Here is a 20,456-nt window from a genome sequence, read left to right on the forward strand (position 1 = left end):
GCTGCTGGCCGCATGCGGTCAGCAGCACGGCCAGCAGGACAGGAACGCATCGCATGGCCGCCTCCCGTCAGTTGTTGTAGAAGTTGACGGACTGCGGTGTGTACGGCGTGCCGGTGCCCAGGAAGCGCCGCCGCACTTCGCGGGCGCGCTCGGTGGCCGCTGCCTGCCGCGCCAGCTCCAGCGAGGCCGCCCTGTCTTGTGTGATCTGGAGCTGCTGGGCCTGGATGGACTGCTTGGCCTGCAAGGCGAGAAGCTGGTTCGTTGCCTGCATCGCTTGCAGCGCACCCGTGGCCGATTGGCTTTGGCTCACGAGGTCGGCCAGCGCGCTTTCGTCTTGCGTCAGGTTCTGCGACACCTGCGCCTGCATCCGCATCGCGGTGTGCAGGCCGTCGAGCGTGTTCTTCCAGCGTTCGCGTGCGTCCTGTGCCATGCGGTCGCCGCTGATGGTGGCGGCGTACTGCTCCGGGTACAGGCGCGAGAACGTGGCATCCATGCTCTGCACGTCGTAGGCCAGCCCTTGCGCCTCGGCAATCAGGCGTTCAGTCGTGGCGAGCGTCGAGCGCAGCCGGTTGACGATGTTGAAGTCGAGATTCGCCAGGTTGCGCGCCTGGTTCATCAACATCTGCGCTTCGTTCTGGAGCTGGTTGATCTGGTTGTTGATCTGCTCCAGCGTGCGGATGGCAGTCAGCGTGTTCTGCACCAAGTTGACGGGATCAACGAAAGTGAGCGCCGCCGCTGGCTGAGCGAGCATCAGCGAGCCGGCCAGCGCGGCGGCGAGCGAAACGGAAAGTACACGGGTCTTCATGGCGAAATCTCCAGGGGTTGAGTAGCGAGGAAAGAAGCCGCCGACGGCGAGGACGGCAGCAGGTCGGCGGCCCAATCGAGGCCGCGATGGCGTAGCCACGCACCGGCGAAGCCGGGAGCGCCGGCCTGCGTCAGCACTCGGTCAATGTCGCGTTGGTCTTGCGGTGTGGATGCGCCCGAGAAGGCGAGCGCGGCTGGCCCCAGGTCGAGGTCGAACAGACGATTGCCCAGGCGCGATTGGTAGTAGTAGTCGCGCTTGGGCTGCGCGGTGGCGACGATTTCGATTTGCCGACTGTTGAGGCCAAAGCCCTCGTAGACCGTGCGAATCTGCGGCTCGGTCGCCTGCGGGTTGGGCAAGAAAATCCGGCTCGCGCAGCTTTCGATGATCGCGGGCGCGATGGTCGAATCCTTGATGTCGGCAAGCGACTGCGTGGCGAAGATCACCGACACGTTTTTCTTGCGCAGAGTTTTCAACCATTGCCGGATGCGTGCCGCGAAGGACGGTTCATCAAGGAATAGCCAGGCTTCATCGAGAATCAGCAGCGTGGGAGCACCGTCGAAACGTGCATCGAAGCGGGCGAACAAGTAGCGCAGCACCGCTTGCACGGCGGCGGGGCTGTGCATTAGCTCTTCCATCTCAAAGCCCTGCACGTCGCCGCTGCCGAGCCGGTCGCGGTCGGCATCCAGTAGCTTGCCGTGCGCGCCGCCCAGCACATACGGCGACAATGCCTGCCGCAGCGCGTTCGATTGCAGCAGCACCGAAAGCCCGGTCATCGTGCGCTGCTCCACCGGCGCACCAGCGAGGCTGCCGAGCGCCGACCAAATGGCGGCTTTCTCGTCGGGGCCGACGGTCACGCCTTCATGCAGCAGGCGGCCTTCGATCCACTCGGCGGCCCAGGTGCGATAGCCTTCGCTGTCGATACGGGCCAAGGGCTGAAAGGCAATGGCGCCGTCCGCGCCGAGGTCGTAGTGTTCGCCGCCCAGGCCCAGCACCGTCGCCCGCATGGATCGCCCCATGTCGAAGGCGAAGATGCGCGAGCCGCCATAGCGGCGGAACTGCAAGGCGAGCATCGCCAGCAGGACAGATTTTCCCATGCCCGTCGGCCCCGCGACCAGCGTATGCCCCACGTCGCCGATGTGCGTCACCAGCCGGAACGGCGTCGCGCCATCCGTGCGCGTGACGATCAGCGGCGGGCCGTCGAGATGGGCGTTTTTCTCCGGCCCAGCCCACACGGCGGACACCGGCATCATGTGCGCCAGATTCAGCGTCGAGACGATGGGCTGGCGCACGTTGGCATAGGCATTGCCTGGTATGGACGACAGCCACGCATCGACTGCATTTAAGGTTTCGGGGATGGTGACGAAGCCACGTCCTTGGATGACACGTTCCACCATGCGCAGCTTTTCGTCGGCTACGGCAGGGTCGTCATCGAACACCGTCACCGTGGCGGTGAGGTAGCCGAAGGCGACTTGATCGCTGCCAAGCTCTTGCAAGGCGGCATCCGCGTCGGCCGCCTTGTTGCTGGCATCCGTGTCCACCAGCGGCGATTCCTGCTGGAAGATGGTTTCGCGCAGTAGCGCAATGACATTCTTCCGTTTCGCAAACCACTGGCGACGCAGGCGGCCCAGCTCCTTTTCCGCCTCGGCTTTATCGAGGCAGAGAAACCGGGTACTCCAGCGATAGGCAAAGCCCAGGCGATTGAGGTCGTCCAGCAGGCCCGGCCAGGTCGAGGTCGGAAAGCCCCGCACCGACACCACGCGCAGATGCTGGTCACCCAGCATGGGCGCAAGGCCGCCGACTAGGGCGGAATCGGCCAGCAGTGCGTCGAGGTGGAAAGGCACCTCGGGCACGGCCAGCCGGTAGCGCCGCGTGGACACCGTGGCGTGAAGATAAGTCAGCGTCGCGGCATCGTCCAACCAGACGATTTCTGGCATCACGCCATCGAGCAGGTCGAAAACCCGATCCGTTTCTGCCAGGAAGGCGTCAAGCCGACCGCGCCAGTCCACACCATCGCCCGGCGCGTGCTCGTAGAGCAGCTTGGCTGCACGAGCGCGGGATTCCTCCGGCGGCAGATAGGCTAGCGTCAGGTGATAGCTGCTTTCGTAGTGGTTCCCCGATTCCTCAAAGGCAGCGCGGCGTTCTTCGTCCACCAGCCAGGACAGCGGTTCGGGAAAGTCGGAATGCGGATAGTCCGCGGCCGACTGGCGCTCGGCTTCCACGAACAGCGCCCAGCCCGAACCCAGCCGGCGCAACGCGTTGTTTAGCCGTGCCGTCGTGGCGATCAATTCGCCCTGCGTGGCGCTGTCCAGATCAGGCCCGCGAAAGCGCGCCGTGCGCTGAAACGAGCCATCCTTGTTCAGCACCACGCCCGGCGCGATCAGCCCAGCCCAGGGAAGCCAGTCGGCCAGCAAGGCGGGCCGCTGGCGGTATTCGGCAAGGTTAAGCATGGCGGCGTCTCCTACACGTCCAGCAGCGGCTTGTGCTTGATGTGCCGGGCGAAGACCTGCATGAACTGCGGATCGACCCTCGCGCCCCACACGGCCAGCGAGTGACCGACGATCCAGAGCACTACGCCAGGAATCCAGAGTTGCAGGCCCAGCCCGACGGCAGCGGCTAGCGTGCCGTTGGCAATCGCCACCGTGCGCGGTGCGCCGCCCATCAAGAGCGGCTCGGTCAGCGAGCGATGTAGCGGCACCTCGAAGCCGGCCGCGAAGCTATCCGGGCCACTCATACGACAGCCCCGCCGGAGAAGCTGAAGAACGACAGGAAGAACGAGGACGCGGCGAACGCGATGCTCAAACCGAACACGATCTGGATCAGCTTGCGAAAGCCGCCCGACGTGTCGCCGAAGGCGAGCGCGAGGCCCGTGGCGATGATGATGATGACCGCGACGATGCGTGCCACCGGCCCCTGAATCGACTCCAGAATGGATTGCAGCGGGCCTTCCCACGGCATCGAGGAGCCGGATGCCTTCGCCGTGCCCGCCGTCATCAGCATGACTGCGGCCAGCAGCAGGCCGTGGTGCGCGGGGCCGGCCAGCCGCCGCAGGCGTGCGATGGTTGAAACCGGATTTACGGAATTACGGAAAGCGTGAACGTGCATCTGCGTCATGGCAGTTCTCCAGGTAGGTCAAGGGACGAGGAAGGCGCAGCGGCATCGGCTGCGAGAGGAACCGGCATCAGCTCGGGAAACGGTGTTTCCAGCGCGTCCGCCAGGCGATAGCCGGTGCCGTCGAAACCGACGACACGGGCGATGCTTTCGACGCGGCGCTTGCGGCCACGCCCGGCGATGTGGATCACGACGTTGACCGCCTCGGCGATCAGCGCACGCGGTGGGTTCACCGCCACTTCAAGAATCAACTGTTCGAGGCGCAGCAGCGCGCCCAGCGCGGAACCGGCGTGGATGGTGGCGATGCCGCCGGGGTGGCCGGTGCCCCACACCTTAACCAAGTCCAGGGCTTCGCCGCCGCGTACCTCGCCGACGATCACGCGGTCGGGGCGCAGGCGCATCGTGGCCCGCACCAGCTCGGTCATAGACACGACGCCAGCGCGGGTGCGCAGCGGCACATGGTCGCGGGCTGCGCATTGCAGCTCGATGGTGTCTTCGAGCACAAGCACGCGGTCGCCCGTGGCGGCGATCTCCGCAAGCAAGGCATTGGCGAGTGTGGTTTTGCCGCTGCTCGTCGCCCCGGCGATCAGGATGTTCTGGCGCTCACGCACGGCGCGGCGCAGGAACTCGGCCTGGCCTGTGGTCAAGATGCCGTCGGCCACATAGCGATCCAGCCCGATGATGCTCACGGCGCGCTTGCGCAGCGCGAAGGCTGGGCCGGGCGCTGCGGGCGGCAAGATGCCCTCGAACCGCTCGCCGGTTTCGGGCAGCTCGGCGGTCAGCAGCGGCCGCCCGCGATGCACCTCTGCGCCGACGTGCGCAGCCACCAGCCGGATGATGCGTTCGCCATCGTCTTGGGACAGCTCCACGCCCAGCGGCATGCGGCCCGATGACAACCGATCCACCCATAGGGTGCGGTCGGGGTTGAGCATGATTTCCACCACGTCGGGGTCGGCCAGCGCAGCGGCGATGACTGGCCCCATTGCCGTGCGCAGCATCTGGATACGGCGATCCAGAGAGGTTGCGGCGGATGAGAGTTCGGGCGGGGTTTGCGGAATGGCGCTCATGAGGCACGCTCCTGCGCTTCAGCCAGTGCCTCCGCGTCATCCATTCGCGCCGGGTCTGGGTGCAGTTCTTCCACAACGTCGCGCACCAGGCTGCGGCCACGCAGCAGGTGGCGGCCGAGCCGCTCCACGAATTGCTCGAAACGCGCTTTGCCTTGGGCGCGAGCTGCGTCCTGATGGGCTTCGGGAATCGGGGTGCTGACGGTCAGGAAGTAGCGGATGAACAGCGCCAGTGTTTCGATCTGGATGTTCTGGTCGCGCTCCATGCGCTCGGCCTGCCGCGACAGGCGATCGAGCCGCTTGGCGATGGCCGCCTCGCGCTGGTCGCCAGCATCGGGCGATAGCCACGACGCGAGCGCCGCCGCGACAATGGACGACTTGGACACGCCTTTCTTGGCGGCCAGTTCTTCGAGACGCTTGGCGTGCTCGGGCTGAATGAACAGATTGAGGCGGTATTGGCTCATAAGTCGATTCCGTCGTTGGGGTCGAGGGAAGCCAGCCGGGCCGTGCGCTGCATGGCCGGGTCGAGCTGGCCGGGAAGCGGCAGCGGCAGGTCGTCGTCGTCATCGAGCAGAGTCAGGTCATGGCCGGCGAGCAGCGGTTCGGGGCTGTATTCGCTGACTTCGGATAGCTCCGGCTGTCGGCGTGGGCCGCCGTCATCGGCGGTGCCTGTGCCATCGCCGGACAGGCCCGCAGCCCGGACCGTTGACACGGCTGGGATCGATAGGCCGCTCCAGTCGTCGGGCCGGGCCGGTGGCGCGTCCGCGTATTGCCCGGCCGCGAGCACAGGCGGCGGTAAAACGCGGTTCTTGAAATTCGCGTCGGCGTAGTAGCGCAGCTTCTTGGCCTTGATCGGTGCCACGCTGGACACCATCACCACAGCTTCCTCAGTCGGAAGCTGCATCACTTCACCGGGCGTCAGTAGCGGGCGGGCCGTCTCCTGCCGCGACACCATGAGGTGCCCCAGCCACGGTGCCAATCTGTGCCCGGCATAGTTGCGCTGCGCGCGCAGTTCGGTAGCGGTGCCAAGCGTTTCGGAGATCCGTTTCGCAGTGCGTTCATCGTTGGTGGCGAACGTCACGCGGACATGGCAGTTATCCAGAATCGAATGGTTCTGGCCGTAGGCTTTGTCGATCTGGTTGAGCGATTGGGCGATAAGAAAACTGCGGATTCCGTAGCCCGCCATGAAGGCAAGCGCCGTCTCGAAGAAGTCCAGGCGGCCCAGCGCCGGGAACTCATCGAGCATCAGCAGCAGCTTGTGGCGGCGTTCGATGCCGTCGCTGCCGTCGAGCGATTCGGTGAGCCGTCGGCCGATCTGGTTGAGGATCAGGCGAATGAGCGGTTTCGTCCGCGAAATATCCGAAGGTGGCACTACCAGATAAAGCGACACCGGATGCTCGGACGCGATCAGGTCGGCGATACGCCAGTCGCAGCGCGAGGTGACTTCGGCCACCGTGGGGTCGCGGTAGAGGCCCAGGAACGACATGGCGGTGCTCAACACGCCGGAACGCTCGTTGTCCGACTTGTTGAGCACTTCGCGCGCCGCCGAAGCGACGACTGGATGCGGGCCACCACCTTCCACGTTCACGAGGTGCTGTGTGGTCATCATCCGGTGCAAGGTCAGCTCGAAGGGGCTGGCCGGATCGGAGAGGAAATTGGCGACGCCGCGCAGCGTCTTGTCCTCGCCCGCGTAGAGCACATGCAGGATGGCCCCGACCAGCAGCGCGTGCGAAGTCTTCTCCCAATGGTTGCGCTTCTCAAGCGCGCCTTCTGGATCGACCAGAATGTCGGCTATGTTCTGTACGTCACGCACTTCATGTGCGCCGCGCCGAACTTCTAGCAGCGGGTTGTAGGCCGCCGACTTCGCATCGGTCGGATTGAACAGCAGGCAGTGTGAGTAGCGTGAGCGCCAACCTGCGGTGATCTGCCAATTCTCGCCCTTGATGTCGTGGACTACGGCGGATGCAGGCCAAGAAAGCAGCGTCGGCACCACAAGGCCGACGCCTTTGCCTGAGCGCGTGGGCGCGAAAGTGAGGATGTGTTCCGGGCCTTCATGCCGAAGGTACTTGCCATCGTGCTGACCGAGGAACACGCCGATCGGCTGCGTAAGGCCGGCTTTGCGAATGTCCTCCGTACTTGCCCAGCGTGCCGAGCCATAGGTCGTGACTAGGCGTGATTGACGAGAGCGCCAGATCGACATGCAGACTGCGACCACCACCGCCAGCAAGCCACTGCCACCCGCTATGGCACCGCCCGTGTCGAAAACGCGTGGCGCGTAGGCATCGAAGAAGAACCACCACTCAAACAGCTTCCACGGGAGGTAGATCGGTGTGCCGAGGAAATCAAACCAGGGGGAGCCAAGGCGTACCTGATAGCCAAGGGCTGCTGCCGTCCATTGTGTGGCGCCCCACACACCCGCGATCACGATGCCGAATACCACGGCTATCTGACCGAACAGCACATTCGTACCTTGCATAGCCCCGCCTCCAATCTCTCCTACGCTGATTCCCTTGGGAAACGCGGCTTAGAAATGTGCCGCAGGCGTCAGGATCGGTGCTGGCTTAGTGCCGGTCAAAGACCGTTTGGGGCAGAAAGGTCGATAAGAAAGAATGAATTCGCGCTGTGTCTAGCCAGGGAGTGACTCCGTAAGCGCCGGCGAATATCAGCGTGCCGAACAGAAGATTCAGGCAGACTAGCGAATTGCTGAATTGCTGAATTGCTGAATTGCTGAATTGCTGAATTGCTGAATTGCTGAATTGCTGAATTTCAGAATTTGGGGGATTCTTTGGGCGGTGTGTATGGCGTTTTTCCGTCACCGTAGAACCGCTTACGTGTTGCCTCCGCTACCCGGTTGCAAAGCAGTTCGCCCAAAGTAGGCCGATCCGTCTTGCATTGCTGGCGCAACTTCTTGAGCTGTTCCGGGTCTGCCACCAGCTCTTCTACTGTCGGGGTTTTCTTTTCTGCACTAGTGGCTTTGTGCGGTTTATCAGATTGACCGCATGCGACTAGCATTGCAGCGACGAGCGTGATGGCGAGTCTCATGGCATCAATTCCTCCGGAAGATCGGGATTTCGGCTTTTTGTTGACCTGAGAAACTCTGGCAATTCGATGGCCTGTACTCGCTGAATGAAGCGCGCAAGCTCGTCAAACGGATCGCCTTCAAGTCTGAGTAGATAGGTCGTCAAAGGTGGTACGCGTGTCGAAAGCGGCCTCGCCACGACTCCTGGCTCTCGGGAGGCTGCAATGTGTGCAGCCCCTGTAAGTCCGAGTGCAAAACCGGCAGATACCAACGCCATCATCAGGTCGAAAGTGGTAACCCGCTCGGCAACTAGAGGCTGCATTTCAGCCCGGCTAAGTACTCGCTCAATGTGCTTGGCGTGGCCCTCGCACACTTGAGGATCAGATAGCACTAGCGGGTAGCGCAGCAGTTCATCCAATGGAATTCGCTTAAGAGCCAGCAACGGATGCCGAGCTGGCAGCGCCACCATAAGCGTGTCAGTCCACGCGGGAAGTGCGACGATTCCATCACCTACGTCGTCGGACTGTGCAAAGCCGACGTCATACAGGTCGTCGTGCAATCCTTTGATTTGTTGGGATAGTGGCACCTCAAAAAAGCGAATCTCAACCTCGGGCTCCTCCTCGCGACACAACGCCAATAGGGCTGGTAAGCACAGTAGTGTTGCGCCGTCTGACAAGGCGACGCGGAGTTGTCCATGAAAGCCATTTTTTGCTGCCTTCACGCAGTCCCGCGCCTGTTGCAAGGATGCGAACACCCGAGGTGCGTGCTCCATGAGCATCAACCCAGCTCGTGTCAAACGCGTGCTTCTCGTGTTCCGAATAAAGAGCTGTGCTCCTAACTCCTCTTCGAGTTCTTTGATCGTGCGAGACAGTGGGGACTGCTCAATATGCAGTTTCGCAGCGGCGCGAGCGAAGTGAAGTTCCTCGGCGAGCGCCATAAAACAACGTAGATGTCGAATTTCCATGCGTCCCCTACTAATCGTCGATCTATTCAGTATTTAAAACTCGCTGCCATGCTGCGTTCTTCCAACTCAAGGACTCAGGGTGAAGATTGCAGATTCACATGCTCTGGCGAACCAGAAAGCGCTTTAGCGAGAACACCCCATTGCACGGCTGCGTCGGCGCGAGCACGGACCAGAGCCGCTCGCTGGGACAAGGTGCCACGCTCCGCTTCTGCAACAACGGTCGCATCCACCTGTCCCGCCTCAAAGAGGCGTCGACTGCGGTCAAGGAGTCGATCAGCGACGACAAGACCATCGACCTGATGCTGCAGAGAAGTCCGCTGGGTCTGCCAGCCCAGATAAGCGTTCTCCACATCCTGAAGCGCAAGCAAAACCGTGCGTTCCAGGTCAGCCTGTGCGCCGCGACTGCGTGCTGAGCCCTCGTCGATTCCCGCTTGTATTGCTCCACCGTCAAAGATCGGAAGCGTCACACCCAAGCCCAGAGAGAAAATGTTCCCTGCCACACGTGTTCCGTTGTTCTCGAAGCGTTGGCGCCCACCACTCAAATCGAGCACAAGTTTGGGGAACCGCTCGCCTTCTGCTGCGTTCCATCGCGCCGTCGCCGCTGCAAGACGCGCCTGCGCGGCTCTGACGTCGGGGCGCTGCTGCAGCAATTCGCCTGGCACGCTTCTGGGAGTCCAATCGGGCATGGTGAGAGAGGCAAGCGCAGGACCGCTGCCAAGCGCCCCCGGAATCCGGCCAACGAGCACATCCAAGGCATGCGTTGCTTCGCCGCGTACGCGTCGCAACTGCTCTTGCTCCACCCGGAGGGCGATGACCTCGGAACGCGTGCGTTCAATGTCAAAGCCCGTAGCTTGACCTGCCTTGAACTTCTGCTCTGTCAGACGCTCAAGGCGCTCGGCGACTTGAAGTCGCTCTTTTGCCAGATCTTCCAGCTCTGCCGCCTGCCGCTGCTGCAGTGCAGCGGACACTGTCTCAAAGGCGATCTGCCAACGTGTCGCGAACCAGTTCTGTTCGACAGCAACTGCGTCCATCCGTGCGCCATCAGCGGCATGCGAGAGGCGGCCCGCTAGATCAACTTCCCATGAAGCCGACAGCGGAAGCCTGGCATCGCTGCTGATGGTCGGTGCCAAAGAAAAGTCGCGCGCGCGCGTTGCTTGGGGCGTGAGCGCCAAGCTAGGGAACATTGAAGCGCGTGTACGTCGGGTGATCGCCACAGCTTCATCAATCCGCGCTCTTGCAATAGCGAGATCGGTGTTGTGCTCCAGCGCGTTGCGCACCAGCGCGTCAATCAGCGGATCACCGTACGCCGTCCACCACTCGGCCGGGAGTGCTTGTGCTGGCACCTGCTGCACAGCCAGACCCGCTTCGTTCATGAATTTGGCCGGAACCTCAACGCGTGATGTCTCCACCCTGTGAGGCGAGTGGCTGCACGCGGCGAGAAGCGTGATCGATAGGAATGCAACAGCAGTAAGGCCGCGGCGGGCGTAGGGATCGGACATGTTGAGCCACTAGGTTGTGAATTGAGGAGGCCGTCTTGACGGGCATAGTTCATGGCGTGTACTATACCGTCCAGACGGTTCAAAAATCAAGCATCTTTGGAGTTTCACCATGGCAACTCGTATGAAATCAAGCCCAGAGGAGTCGCATTCGGCGGACAACGGCGCTGAAGCCCCCTCCATCTCTAAGAAAGCGCAACAAACACGGGAGCGCATCCTTCAAGCTGCGCGTGACGTAGTCATGGAGGGAGGTGCCGGGCACCTAACGCTTGACGCGGTCGTTGCACGGGCAGGAATTTGCAAAGGTGCGTTCCTGTACCACTTCAAGACCAAGCGCGATCTGCTCCTCACGATGATTGATGACCAGGTCTCGGCGTTTGATGGCGGGCAGGAAGAGCGAGAGCTGCCATTCGTCGGCGATCCAGACCCTTGGCTATCCAGCCAGGTCTCGGCTATGCCTGACGGCGGGATGCAAAAGATGAGCGCTGCATTGCTGGCGGCCGTGGCTGAAGACCCCACGCTGCTTGAGCCTGTGCGCGGCTGGTACCGCAGGCAGTACGAGAACGCGAGCAAATCTCCACGCGGCACCGATATCGCCGGAATCGTTCTATTTGCCTTGGACGGAGTCTTCCTCGCCGAAATGATGGGTTTTCCGACGTTTGCTGCCGAAGACCTTTCTCGACTCATGCACACCCTCCAGGCGCTCGCCCGCGGCGAACTGGAACTCACCCCTATTGATAAACGCTGATGAAAGGCCTTCCCGTGTCTTGCACTCCCTTTAAATCCCAGTCCTGGCAAATGCAGAAAGTCGGCCTCGCGTTTGTTCTGCTCGCATCGCTTGCCGGCTGTGGTAGTCAGAAGGAGCCTGCTTCCGATCCACCGCGAGCGGTCAAGCTGCTCACGGTGGGGGATGTAGGTTCTGTGGCCAATCGCATTGAATTGAGTGGTCTAGCTCGCTCCAGTGAGCGGAGTACCTTGGGGTTCGAGACTGGCGGGCGTATCAGCAAGCTTCATGTGGACGTGGGAGATCGCTTCTCTCGCGGACAGCTTCTGGCTGAGTTGGATGTTCAGCCCGAGCAACTCCGCCTAGAACAGGCTCGGGCGACACTCGCTGCTGCGGAAGCCGCATTGGCAGACAGAATCGTGCAGACAACGCAGCAAAGGGGGCTGCTTGAGGGCAACGTAATCTCCCCGGCTGCATTCGAGAGTGTGAAAGCACAGTTGGTTGCAGCTGAAGGCCAGGTGCGCAATGCAAAGGCCGCATTCGGCCTTGCCGAGCGTGCGCGAAGGGGGGCCGCCATTCATGCGCCATTCGACGGCGTCGTCGCGGAGAAACTCGCTCTGCCGTTCACAGATATTGCAGCCGGAGCGCCGGTGCTTCAAGTGGATGGACTACGCAGCGGCGTAGAAGTCCTTGCGACTGCATCGACGACCCAGGCGGCAAATATCAAAATTGGGCAGGTCGCCGAACTGCGCCTGAGCGAGTCAGCAAGTCCCGTTCGTGCTTCGGTACAACGCATCGGCTTGCGTGCTGAAAATGGCTCACTTTTACCTGTCGTGCTCGTTCCTCAAGATGCTACTCTTGCGCGCAGTCTTCGACCCGGGTCTGCCGTTCAAGTATTGCTGAAGGCACCGGAAGCGAAGGATGCCTCACCAGATCGTCTGATGCTTCCCTATTCGGCACTGGTGCTCAGTGAGAAAGCAGGACAAGCCGCAGTGTTTGTATATGACGTGACCGGAAAGAAGGTGCACCGCCGGGAAGTGCAATTCCAGAGCGAGCCAGGCGGCGACAACGTTCGCGTTGTGGGCGGCCTGAAGCGCGGCGAGATGGTAGTCGCGGCTGGCGCGAGTTGGCTGACGAACGAGCAACAAGTCACCCCACTCAAGGCCACGACCCAATTGGCCGGACGCTGACCCGCTACAGGAAGACTTCGCTATGAAGATCACAGAAATGGCGCTGCGCGCCAGCAGACTCACCTACCTTGCCGCGGTCATCATTCTTGTTGCCGGCATTGCCACGTTTCTCAATTTCCCTTCGCAGGAAGAGCCATCGGTCACGATTCGAGATGCGGTTGTTGCCGTTCTGAACCCTGGCATGCCAGCCGAACGTGTTGAGCAGTTGATCGCGCGTCCGATCGAGGAGCGTTTGCGGGAGCTGGCCGAGGTCAAGCGTGTAACCACAACCGTTCGCGCGGGCGGGGCCGTCATACAGGTCACGATCTGGGAGCGGTACACCGACCTAGCCCCCATATGGCAGCGCGTTCGCGCGAAGGTTGCCGATGCTCAGCCTCTGCTTCCACAGGGTACGTTGGGGCCATTTGTCAACGACGACTTCGGCCGTGTTGCCGTGGCCTCCATTGCGGTGACCGCGCCGGGCTACTCCATGGGCGAAATGCGTGTGTCGTTGAAAGAGATGCGCGATCGCCTATACGCGCTTCCCGGCGTTGATCGCATCAGCTTCTACGGCTTGCAGGAAGAGCGCGTCTATCTCGAATTTGATCGACCAAAACTAGCCCAGCTTGGATTGACCCCACAAGGGGTGATCGATCAACTCGTTAAACAAAACGTCGTGCTTTCAGGCGGGCAAATCGCCATCGGTGGCATCAACGCTTCGCTGGCTGTTAGTGGAGAGGTTCGCGACGCCGCTTCGCTGCGCGCGTTGCCGATCATGATGGCGCAAGCTCAGGGTGCGCGCGGTGCTTCGCCTGCTCCTTCAATCTCACTGGGAGAGCTTGCGCGCGTGCAGGTACAACCTGCAGATCCTCCCGAGTCTGCTGCAGTCTATAAGGGCCAGCCTGCCGTAGTGATGGCAGTGTCCATGACCTCGGGCCAGAACGTGGAGCAATTCGGCGTAGCCCTCAAATCCCGTGTGGCCGAGCTTGAGAAACTTCTGCCCGCAGGTTTCGAGCTCTCCTATGTGACATTCCAGGCAGACGTCGTCAAACGTGAAATGGGCAAGATGAACCAGGTGATGATCGAAACGATTGTCATCGTGCTCGGCGTCGTCGTCCTTTTCCTGGGATGGCGCACAGGATTCATCGTCGGGATGATCGTGCCGCTTACCATTCTGGGGGCACTGATCGTGATGCGCGCGCTGAACATCGAGCTGCAAAGTGTTTCGATGGCAGCCATCATCATCGCTTTGGGGCTCTTGGTAGACAACGGCATCGTGATTGCCGAAGACATTGAACGGCGCTTGGCAGCCGGTGAAGACCGCAAACAGGCTTGTCTCGAAGCGGGTCGTACCCTCGCACTGCCGCTGCTGACGTCCTCATTGGTTATCGTCATCGCCTTCTCCCCGTTCTTCTTCGGCCAGAGTGCGACGAGTGAGTATCTGCGCTCTCTCGTCATTGTCCTCGCGCTCACGTTACTCGGATCTTGGCTGTTGTGTCTGACCGTCACTCCACTGCTGTGCTACCACTTCACCAAAGTGCATCATCAACCGGCGAATGACGCGCAAACCTACAACACACGCTTCTATCGCGGCTATCGCAAGTTGCTTGAGTGGGTGCTTGACCACAAGGCGATCTACGTTGGTGTGATGACGGGTGCATTGGCCGTAGCTCTGTACGGATTCACGACACTGCCATACGACTTCTTGCCGAAGTCCGACCGAGTTCAATTCCAAATACCGGTGCAGCTCGCCCCTGGAACGGATTCACGGCTCACTCTTGCCAAAGTGAAGGAAGTGAGCGGCTGGCTCGGTGATCAAGAAATCAACCCCGAAATCACGGATCACATTGGCTACGTCGCTGACGGTGGGCCGCGCTTCATCCTTGGGCTCAATCCCCCATTGCCAGCATCGAACATCGCGTACTTTGTCGTGACGGTCAAGGCAGGCACCAACATTGACGTCGTGATTGCCCGAACTCGGGCTTACTTCGCGCAGCATCATGGAGATGTACGCGCAGAGCCTCAGCGGTTCTCGCTAGGCACTACCGAAGCCGGCACAGCCGTCTACCGGGTCAGTGGGCCGGATCATGAGGTGCTGATGAATGCGGCGGCGAAAATTGAGTCCGCGCTACGGGAGCTGCCAGGTACGGCCAACATCAAGAACAACTGGGATACCCGTGTCGGCCGTCTCGATGTTCGGGTCGATCAAGATCGTGCGCGACGTGCTGGCGTCACCACCGACGACATAGCTGCCTGGCTTGGCACCCGCTACATCGGCCAGTCGATCTCTGTGATCCGAGATGGCGATACCAGCGTGCCAATCGTGATGCGCGGGACGTCCAATGATCGGCGCAGCACTGCGGACGTTGGTTCGACGACCATCTATCCAGCGTCGGGTGGCCAGCCGGTTTCCCTGGCGCAAGTGGCCGATGTCACGCTCGCTAGCGAGCCGTCTGTGATCCAGCGCCGCAATCTCATTCGTACAGTCACAGTTCAGGGGCAGAACACCGCATACACCGCGCAAGAGATCGTGGATCACCTCGCACCTCGGATCGCCGCAATTGAACTACCTGCAGGCTATGCCATAGAGCTTGGTGGAGAAATTGAGGAATCGGCTGAATCGAATGCATCGCTCACGCACTACATGCCGTTCGCTCTTCTGGCGATGTTGCTGCTATTCATCTGGCAGTTCAACTCCTTCCGCAAGCTGATCGTGATTCTCGCAACGATTCCCTTCACGTTGATTGGGGTCGTGATTGCACTGAAGGCAACAGGCACTCCTTTCAGCTTCATGGCGACATTCGGGGTGCTTGCGCTGTTCGGAATCATCGTCAACAACGCCGTTCTTCTGCTCGAACAAATTGAACACGGCCTCTCGGAAGGTCTCGCCCGACATGAAGCCCTGGTGGGAGCTGCGATGCAGCGGCTGCGTCCAATCGTGATGACCAAGGTGACCTGTATCGCGGGTCTCGTGCCCCTGATGTTGTTTGCGGGGCCGCTGTGGAAGGGCATGGCCATCGGCATGATCGGTGGTCTCGCACTTGGCACGCTCGTGACGCTTGGCCTGATTCCGTTGCTCTACGAGGTGCTGTTCGGAATGAAGTGGCCGGGCAGCAAACGGAGTCACGAGGCGGTACAACAACCAGTGCAACCGGTCTGATCCCTCAGCGTAACTGTCCACACGCTTCCCCCGATCTCTCTCGTGGCCGGAGAGATCGGGGAGACAGATTCTCGCCATCAGAGAGTTTAAGAAGAAATCAGAAGCAGAGCGAATTGACCGCCTACTGCCTATTCTTTGATGCTTTGATGCTTTGATAATCAATTTTCACTGAATAGATTTGGAGAAATATATGAACCCGTTGTCATGGAATCCATGGTTGGTTCTACTGATTGCCGGCCTGTTCGAAATCGGTTGGCCACTAGGCCTCAAGATGGGTGCGGCCAATGCAGCGATGCGCTACGTGGGGCCGGCGATTGCAGTTGCCTGTATGGCAGCCAGCGGCTTTTTCCTATGGTTATCTCTTAAACAGATCCCCATAGGAACAGCTTATGCGGTCTGGACCGGCATCGGTTCGCTGGGCGCGTTTTTCGTGGGCGTGTATGTGTTCGGCGATACCGCCTCCTTGATACGTTGGGTTGGAATTGCGCTGGTTGTTGCTGGCATCGTCTGTCTGAAAATGGGATAAATGAAAATATATATGAAACGCCCTATTTCATTAATCCATTTTGTGCTGCTGGCAGGCCTCACGGCAACCTTATCTGGCTGTGCTTCAAACGGAATGACTCGATCAGGGTTTCTTGGTGATTACGATGTATTGGGAAAAACGAAGTACGAAAATGTTCTGCTCTTCAAGGCGCCAGGCTTTGAACCCAGTCGTTACCGGGAAATATTAGTCGAGGATGCTCAGGTAGTGACGGCAACTGGACGCATAGGTGGGCTTGAAGCTGAGCAAGTGCGAGAGCTTCTCGATCACGTCAACAGTGAACTGCGACATCTCCAAACTAAGTCCGAAGCTCCCGCATCGTCAGGCCGCATACGTGTGCGTGTGGCAATTACGACCATTGAGACGCCCAATAGAGCAGTCAACACCCTAACGACGTTGCTTGTTGGACCAGTGACAACTGGGGGAGCTAGTTTGGAGTTTGAGGCAGTAGATGAACAAACAGATCGTCGGGTGGCTGCTGCTAGCTGCTTCGAGCACGGCAACGCTCTCGCGGATTTCAAAGGCTCCTACACACTGCTCGGGCATGCAAAGTCTGCAATCACCACCTGCCTTGAACGGATCAATAGCGCTTGGAGAAGTGCTGGCTCGTGAATAGCTGCTATTCCATAACTTCGCGCGGATCGCGAGGAGCCTCATCAAGGGGATTCGTAGGGTGCCGTTCTTGTAACGTCTGCAGCATTCTGGAGTGGCTCTGCTTCGTCGCAAAATTGCCGGCGTTTCTCGTTCTTGTCTATTCGAAACGCTGCGTGGTGCTGCTTGCAGAGGTAAAGCGCCTGGAGGTGTGTAAATTCACACGATGGAGTTTGGCCGGTGTGCTGGCAACGGTAGTTCTGACAGGGTGTTCCACTTACCGTCCTTGGATCAACCCGACACTTTCCGACGCCGCCTTAATGTCTCTCGCCGAGAACGACCAACGCATCAGGCCGTCGGAGGTCAACCAACCGGTGGTTGTAGCGGTGACACTGTCAGGCGGGGGCGCTCGGGCGGCGGCCTTCGGCCTGGGCGTGCTGCGCGAACTCAAGGCCACACGCTTCGCGCTAGAGGGCCAGGAGACCACTCTGTTGGATCAGGTGTTCCTGGTCAGCGGAGTGTCGGGGGGCAGCATCCTTGCCGCGCACTTCGCGGCCTTCGGCGATGCCACGCTGACTCGTTTCGAGCCGGATTTTCTGCTTGTGCCTTTTGAGGGGCGACTCATACGTGAAGCTCTGTGGCCTGAGCGTCTTTATAGACTAACTTCACCTTGGTTTGGGCGCAGCCAGATCCTGGCTCAACGCTTGGACGAACTTTTTGAAGGCCGCACCTTTGGTGACGTGCGCCGACGACCGGGCGCGCCCGAACTGATGATCACGGCAACCGACCTCACGACCGGTGCCCCTTTCGATTTCACCACCGAGCAATTCCGGCTAATCTGTTCCGACCTCGATGCAACGCCGCTGTCTTTCGCGGTGGCGGCCTCGTCGGCAGTACCGCTGGTGCTGTCGCCCGTAACGGTGCGAAACAACGCCAATACCTGTCCGCCGCCTCTCCGATCTTTGCCTGTCAGAGGGCAAAATTACAGATCACGCATCCTGCAAAGCGGCATAGACAGCTACCTCAATGCGCACGATCGGCCCTATATCCACCTCGTGGACGGTGGTGTCTCCGACAACCTCGGCGTACGTCTGATGCTAGACCGGCTAGTAGCTTCGGGCTCAATGAGCGCCAATTTCTCGGAGGTCAAGCCCGGAAGCTTGCGCCGACTCGTGTTGGTGACGGTGAACTCCGAACGAGGACTGAGCGAGAGAGTGGACAGTAGCGACCGAGTTCCCAGCACGACGCAAGTACTTGAGTCGCTGATCTTCGGTGCCGGCGCTCGCGAGACCCAGGTGACGCTGGCCATGCTTAACGACGACCTGCAACACTGGCGTTCCGAGATTGTCCGCACCCGTGGCCAAGCGGACAGCCCCTTTGCGGCCGACGCAGAAATCTACGTAGTAAGCGTAAGTCTGAACGACGTGCCGGACGACAAGATCCGGCATTCGCTGCTGCGCGTGCCCACAGCCTTCACGATCGAGGCTACGGATGTCTTGGACCTGCAAACTGCGGGAGGCGAAGCACTGAGGCAATCCAAGGAGTTTATGGCATTGATTGAATCTCTAAGAAGAATCACAGCAGCCAAGCAGACTGCGCCTGGTACTCAGCTTCCCTTGATATCTAACTGATACCGATACTGGGCTTTCGTCCAAGTTCCCAAGAGGCACTTCCGCCGATAACCTTTGCGGCAAGCTGTTGTCCCAGTCGCGGCTCAATTACCGGCCGCCACGGCACAAGGCTGAACCCCATGCCGTCATCGAGCATCGCGTAGCGCCCGCTGGCGAGCATAATGGAACGCCGGTAGATACCGGCTACGCGCTGCCCGTCGGCCACCGGGCGATGCTCTAGGCCGGTTTCCGCCGCAATGTCTTTCGCGGCCTGCACTAGTTCCCGATTGCGTAGCGTGCCCAGCAGGTTGCGCGCGAGGATGACGCGCTGCCCGCGGCGCTGTGCCAGCCCCTGTTCTTCGAGGAAATCGGCTCGCTGCTGTATGGCCTGCTTGGTATCACCGCCAAAGCCCAAGTTGCCCAGCCCACGGCCACCGCCGATCAGTTGCTGGTCAAGCCAAGTCGCGCCGATGACGCGGGCCTGCCGTTCAATAGGAAGGTGTGATTTCAGCTCTACGGCTACATCGCCCAGCCGTTGCGCGTCGTATTGGCGGCCACGCTCGGCCAGGTCGTCCGGTACCTTCCATAGCCCTTCGGCCACGCGCTCCACGATGCAAGCCCGGCGCAGGGCTTCCAGCCGCCGGACATGAGCGGCGACGACTTCCTGCGGGTCGCGTCCGGGCGTAGCCCGGCCCTGCTCGATTACCAGGTGATGATCGGTGCGGTACAGGCCATCGCTCGCCAGCGAGGCGATGTTCTTGTCGGCCGTGCGCACCTCAGTCGAACCCTTCACCTCTACCACAGCGCCCGTGGGATAGTTCGCCAGTTCGTCGCGGGCGTTCAGTGCAACGTAGTGGGCCTTACCGTCCGTGCCGTCGATGATCAGATAGCCTCGGTCGTGCAACTCATCGGCAAGCCCCTTCGCGGCCACGCGGCCGATGAGGCTGCGACCATCGTCGCCCGGCTCGAACACCGCCAGCTCACGCGGCTGGCCGCTCATGGCCCGCTGCATCGTTCGGATGATGTCGCCACGCTCACCCAGGGCACGCAAGGTCTTCTCGGCATCGGCATGAATGGCCCAGGTGCCGGGCTGCACCTCGTCGGCTAGGCCCAGGCGCTGCAAGCGTTGCAGGCGGCCGATCAGCAGCAGGCGCTGGCGTTGCAACCTCGGCTCGTTGAGCCGTTCGACATGCACCCGGCCATCCTCGCCGGTCTCGCGCTGCAAGGTGCGATCCAGGCTCGTCCACCGCTCCTGTTCCACCTCGCGCCTCAAGGTCTGCTGAATCTCCAGTTCGGTGCGCGGCCCCAGCCACTCGGTCGCCAGCTCGGCGGCGCGATGGCGGAAGCCGTGGGCGATGTAGTCACCCGCGATGATGAGGTCTTTGCCGGTGTCGTCGCGCCCGCGCACGATCAGGTGGGTGTGCGGGTTGTCGGTGTTCCAGTGATCCACCGCCACCCAATCCAGCCGCGTGCCCAGGTCGGCTTCCATGCGGCTCACCAGATGCCGGGTGTAGGTGCGCAGGTCGTCCAGCTCGGCCCCGTCCTCGGGCGAGACGATGAAGCGGAAATGGTGCCGGTCGTCGGCGCAGCGTTCCTTGAAGGCGTCCAGATCGGCTTCGTCGGCCTGTGGCCCGTAGCCCCGGCCCGGTTCGCCATCGCGACCCGCGCCGTCGCGCTCGATGTAGCGCAGGTGCTTGGCGAGCGATTGCGGGCTGGCCCGCTGGTGATTGACCAGCAAGGTCTTGATGGTCACGCGCCGCGACATGGGCATTAGCTTCGCCCCGGCGAAGCGCGCCGCCGTGTGGCCACGTCCGAGCCGAGAGCCGGGCCGCTGGCCGGTGCCAGCCGCGCCAGGACGGCGTACTGCCGACTTGCCGCTGCTGGCTTTGCCGGCCTGCTTGAGCACCTTGGAAACGAAGCTCTGCCCCTGGCCCTTGCCCCGGTTCTTCGGGGCGCTGGGGCGCACGCGAAAGTCGTCGTCGCGGCTGTCGGTCATGGCTGCGCTCCCCGCAAGCTTGGGCGTGTCCTGTCGTGCGAAGCACGCGGACATGCCAGCATTGGCGCGACCCTCGCGCCAAACGCGGCACGGTGGCGAAGCCGCTCCGTGCCGCGTTCCCCCCATGTGCTGACTGGCTTTCGACGCGGCCAGGTGCCGCGTCCTTTTGTCTTGCCTTCCGCCTTTGCCCTTCGCTGTCGCTCCAG

17 protein-coding genes are annotated in these 20,456 nt (G+C 61.2%); 6 read left to right on the forward strand and 11 right to left on the reverse strand.

Annotated features, from left to right (window positions below):
* Nucleotides 1–67: 67 nt before the first annotated feature.
* The 10 genes from trbJ to QMX81_RS14140 form a co-directional block, all read right to left on the reverse strand.
* Complete coding sequence (trbJ, locus tag QMX81_RS14095) at nt 68–805, reverse strand: P-type conjugative transfer protein TrbJ (RefSeq protein ID WP_004883101.1); 738 nt, start codon at nt 803–805, stop codon at nt 68–70.
* Nucleotides 802–3,252 (reverse strand): conjugal transfer protein TrbE, encoded by a 2,451-nt coding sequence (gene trbE / locus QMX81_RS14100; protein WP_004883099.1) that lies wholly within the window; start codon nt 3,250–3,252, stop codon nt 802–804. The genes trbJ and trbE overlap by 4 nt, the downstream gene beginning before the upstream one ends.
* 11 nt (nt 3,253–3,263) lie before the next feature.
* Nucleotides 3,264–3,536, reverse strand: a complete 273-nt coding sequence (locus QMX81_RS14105; RefSeq protein ID WP_004883097.1) for a VirB3 family type IV secretion system protein — start codon at nt 3,534–3,536, stop codon at nt 3,264–3,266.
* The gene (locus QMX81_RS14110; protein WP_004883090.1) at nt 3,533–3,916 is read right to left on the reverse strand and encodes a TrbC/VirB2 family protein; all 384 of its coding nucleotides are present in this window, start codon (nt 3,914–3,916) and stop codon (nt 3,533–3,535) included. Before QMX81_RS14110 ends, QMX81_RS14105 begins: the two co-directional genes overlap by 4 nt.
* Nucleotides 3,913–4,980, reverse strand: a complete 1,068-nt coding sequence (gene trbB, locus QMX81_RS14115; RefSeq protein WP_004883088.1) for a P-type conjugative transfer ATPase TrbB — start codon at nt 4,978–4,980, stop codon at nt 3,913–3,915. The genes QMX81_RS14110 and trbB overlap by 4 nt, the downstream gene beginning before the upstream one ends.
* Nucleotides 4,977–5,441 (reverse strand): ribbon-helix-helix protein, CopG family, encoded by a 465-nt coding sequence (locus QMX81_RS14120; protein WP_004883086.1) that lies wholly within the window; start codon nt 5,439–5,441, stop codon nt 4,977–4,979. Before QMX81_RS14120 ends, trbB begins: the two co-directional genes overlap by 4 nt.
* Nucleotides 5,438–7,453 carry a conjugal transfer protein TraG gene (locus QMX81_RS14125; RefSeq protein ID WP_004883083.1) on the reverse strand — a complete coding sequence of 672 codons (2,016 nt, stop codon included), beginning with the start codon at nt 7,451–7,453 and terminating at the stop codon, nt 5,438–5,440. Before QMX81_RS14125 ends, QMX81_RS14120 begins: the two co-directional genes overlap by 4 nt.
* Before the next feature lie 290 nt (nt 7,454–7,743).
* Nucleotides 7,744–8,019, reverse strand: coding sequence for an EexN family lipoprotein (locus QMX81_RS14130; protein ID WP_004883082.1), 276 nt, complete (start codon nt 8,017–8,019; stop codon nt 7,744–7,746).
* Nucleotides 8,016–8,960: a LysR substrate-binding domain-containing protein gene (locus QMX81_RS14135; protein ID WP_004883081.1), complete on the reverse strand. Its 945-nt coding sequence runs from the start codon at nt 8,958–8,960 to the stop codon at nt 8,016–8,018. The genes QMX81_RS14130 and QMX81_RS14135 overlap by 4 nt, the downstream gene beginning before the upstream one ends.
* A 74-nt stretch (nt 8,961–9,034) precedes the next feature.
* The gene (locus tag QMX81_RS14140) at nt 9,035–10,459 is read right to left on the reverse strand and encodes a TolC family protein (protein WP_028699135.1); all 1,425 of its coding nucleotides are present in this window, start codon (nt 10,457–10,459) and stop codon (nt 9,035–9,037) included.
* A 109-nt stretch (nt 10,460–10,568) separates the two neighbouring features.
* Between QMX81_RS14140 and QMX81_RS14145 the strand changes: the two genes are divergently transcribed.
* From QMX81_RS14145 to QMX81_RS14170, 6 genes are all read left to right on the forward strand, one after another.
* Nucleotides 10,569–11,204: a TetR/AcrR family transcriptional regulator gene (locus QMX81_RS14145; protein ID WP_004883078.1), complete on the forward strand. Its 636-nt coding sequence runs from the start codon at nt 10,569–10,571 to the stop codon at nt 11,202–11,204.
* Complete coding sequence (locus QMX81_RS14150; RefSeq protein ID WP_023123862.1) at nt 11,204–12,370, forward strand: efflux RND transporter periplasmic adaptor subunit; 1,167 nt, start codon at nt 11,204–11,206, stop codon at nt 12,368–12,370. Before QMX81_RS14145 ends, QMX81_RS14150 begins: the two co-directional genes overlap by 1 nt.
* Before the next feature lie 22 nt (nt 12,371–12,392).
* The gene (locus QMX81_RS14155; protein ID WP_004883075.1) at nt 12,393–15,509 is read left to right on the forward strand and encodes an efflux RND transporter permease subunit; all 3,117 of its coding nucleotides are present in this window, start codon (nt 12,393–12,395) and stop codon (nt 15,507–15,509) included.
* A 190-nt stretch (nt 15,510–15,699) separates the two neighbouring features.
* A complete protein-coding gene (locus QMX81_RS14160) occupies nt 15,700–16,035 on the forward strand; it encodes a multidrug efflux SMR transporter (RefSeq protein WP_004883073.1) in 336 nt (111 codons plus the stop codon).
* A 12-nt stretch (nt 16,036–16,047) separates the two neighbouring features.
* Entirely contained in the window at nt 16,048–16,665 is a 618-nt protein-coding gene (locus QMX81_RS14165) for a DUF3313 family protein (RefSeq protein ID WP_004883071.1), read from the forward strand.
* A 155-nt stretch (nt 16,666–16,820) separates the two neighbouring features.
* Nucleotides 16,821–18,275: a patatin-like phospholipase family protein gene (locus tag QMX81_RS14170; RefSeq protein ID WP_196636953.1), complete on the forward strand. Its 1,455-nt coding sequence runs from the start codon at nt 16,821–16,823 to the stop codon at nt 18,273–18,275.
* Here the strand turns inward: QMX81_RS14170 and QMX81_RS14175 are convergent.
* Nucleotides 18,268–20,250 (reverse strand): relaxase/mobilization nuclease and DUF3363 domain-containing protein, encoded by a 1,983-nt coding sequence (locus QMX81_RS14175; RefSeq protein WP_004883068.1) that lies wholly within the window; start codon nt 20,248–20,250, stop codon nt 18,268–18,270. The genes QMX81_RS14170 and QMX81_RS14175 overlap by 8 nt on opposite strands.
* Nucleotides 20,251–20,456 lie beyond the last annotated feature (206 nt).

The organism is Stenotrophomonas sp. PS02301, assembly GCF_029959485.1.
Taxonomy (GTDB): domain Bacteria; phylum Pseudomonadota; class Gammaproteobacteria; order Xanthomonadales; family Xanthomonadaceae; genus Stenotrophomonas; species Stenotrophomonas maltophilia_Z.

Coding starts and splice junctions, on each gene's coding strand:
- QMX81_RS14140 (WP_028699135.1), bottom strand. CDS start 10,459: ATGTCCGATCCCTACGCCCGCCGCGGCCTTACTGCTGTTGCATTCCTA.
- QMX81_RS14150 (WP_023123862.1), top strand. CDS start 11,204: ATGAAAGGCCTTCCCGTGTCTTGCACTCCCTTTAAATCCCAGTCCTGG.
- QMX81_RS14160 (WP_004883073.1), top strand. CDS start 15,700: ATGAACCCGTTGTCATGGAATCCATGGTTGGTTCTACTGATTGCCGGC.
- trbE (WP_004883099.1), bottom strand. CDS start 3,252: ATGCTTAACCTTGCCGAATACCGCCAGCGGCCCGCCTTGCTGGCCGAC.
- trbJ (WP_004883101.1), bottom strand. CDS start 805: ATGAAGACCCGTGTACTTTCCGTTTCGCTCGCCGCCGCGCTGGCCGGC.
- QMX81_RS14105 (WP_004883097.1), bottom strand. CDS start 3,536: ATGAGTGGCCCGGATAGCTTCGCGGCCGGCTTCGAGGTGCCGCTACAT.
- QMX81_RS14155 (WP_004883075.1), top strand. CDS start 12,393: ATGAAGATCACAGAAATGGCGCTGCGCGCCAGCAGACTCACCTACCTT.
- trbB (WP_004883088.1), bottom strand. CDS start 4,980: ATGAGCGCCATTCCGCAAACCCCGCCCGAACTCTCATCCGCCGCAACC.
- QMX81_RS14125 (WP_004883083.1), bottom strand. CDS start 7,453: ATGCAAGGTACGAATGTGCTGTTCGGTCAGATAGCCGTGGTATTCGGC.
- QMX81_RS14130 (WP_004883082.1), bottom strand. CDS start 8,019: ATGAGACTCGCCATCACGCTCGTCGCTGCAATGCTAGTCGCATGCGGT.
- QMX81_RS14165 (WP_004883071.1), top strand. CDS start 16,048: ATGAAACGCCCTATTTCATTAATCCATTTTGTGCTGCTGGCAGGCCTC.
- QMX81_RS14120 (WP_004883086.1), bottom strand. CDS start 5,441: ATGAGCCAATACCGCCTCAATCTGTTCATTCAGCCCGAGCACGCCAAG.
- QMX81_RS14135 (WP_004883081.1), bottom strand. CDS start 8,960: ATGGAAATTCGACATCTACGTTGTTTTATGGCGCTCGCCGAGGAACTT.
- QMX81_RS14175 (WP_004883068.1), bottom strand. CDS start 20,250: ATGACCGACAGCCGCGACGACGACTTTCGCGTGCGCCCCAGCGCCCCG.
- QMX81_RS14145 (WP_004883078.1), top strand. CDS start 10,569: ATGGCAACTCGTATGAAATCAAGCCCAGAGGAGTCGCATTCGGCGGAC.
- QMX81_RS14110 (WP_004883090.1), bottom strand. CDS start 3,916: ATGACGCAGATGCACGTTCACGCTTTCCGTAATTCCGTAAATCCGGTT.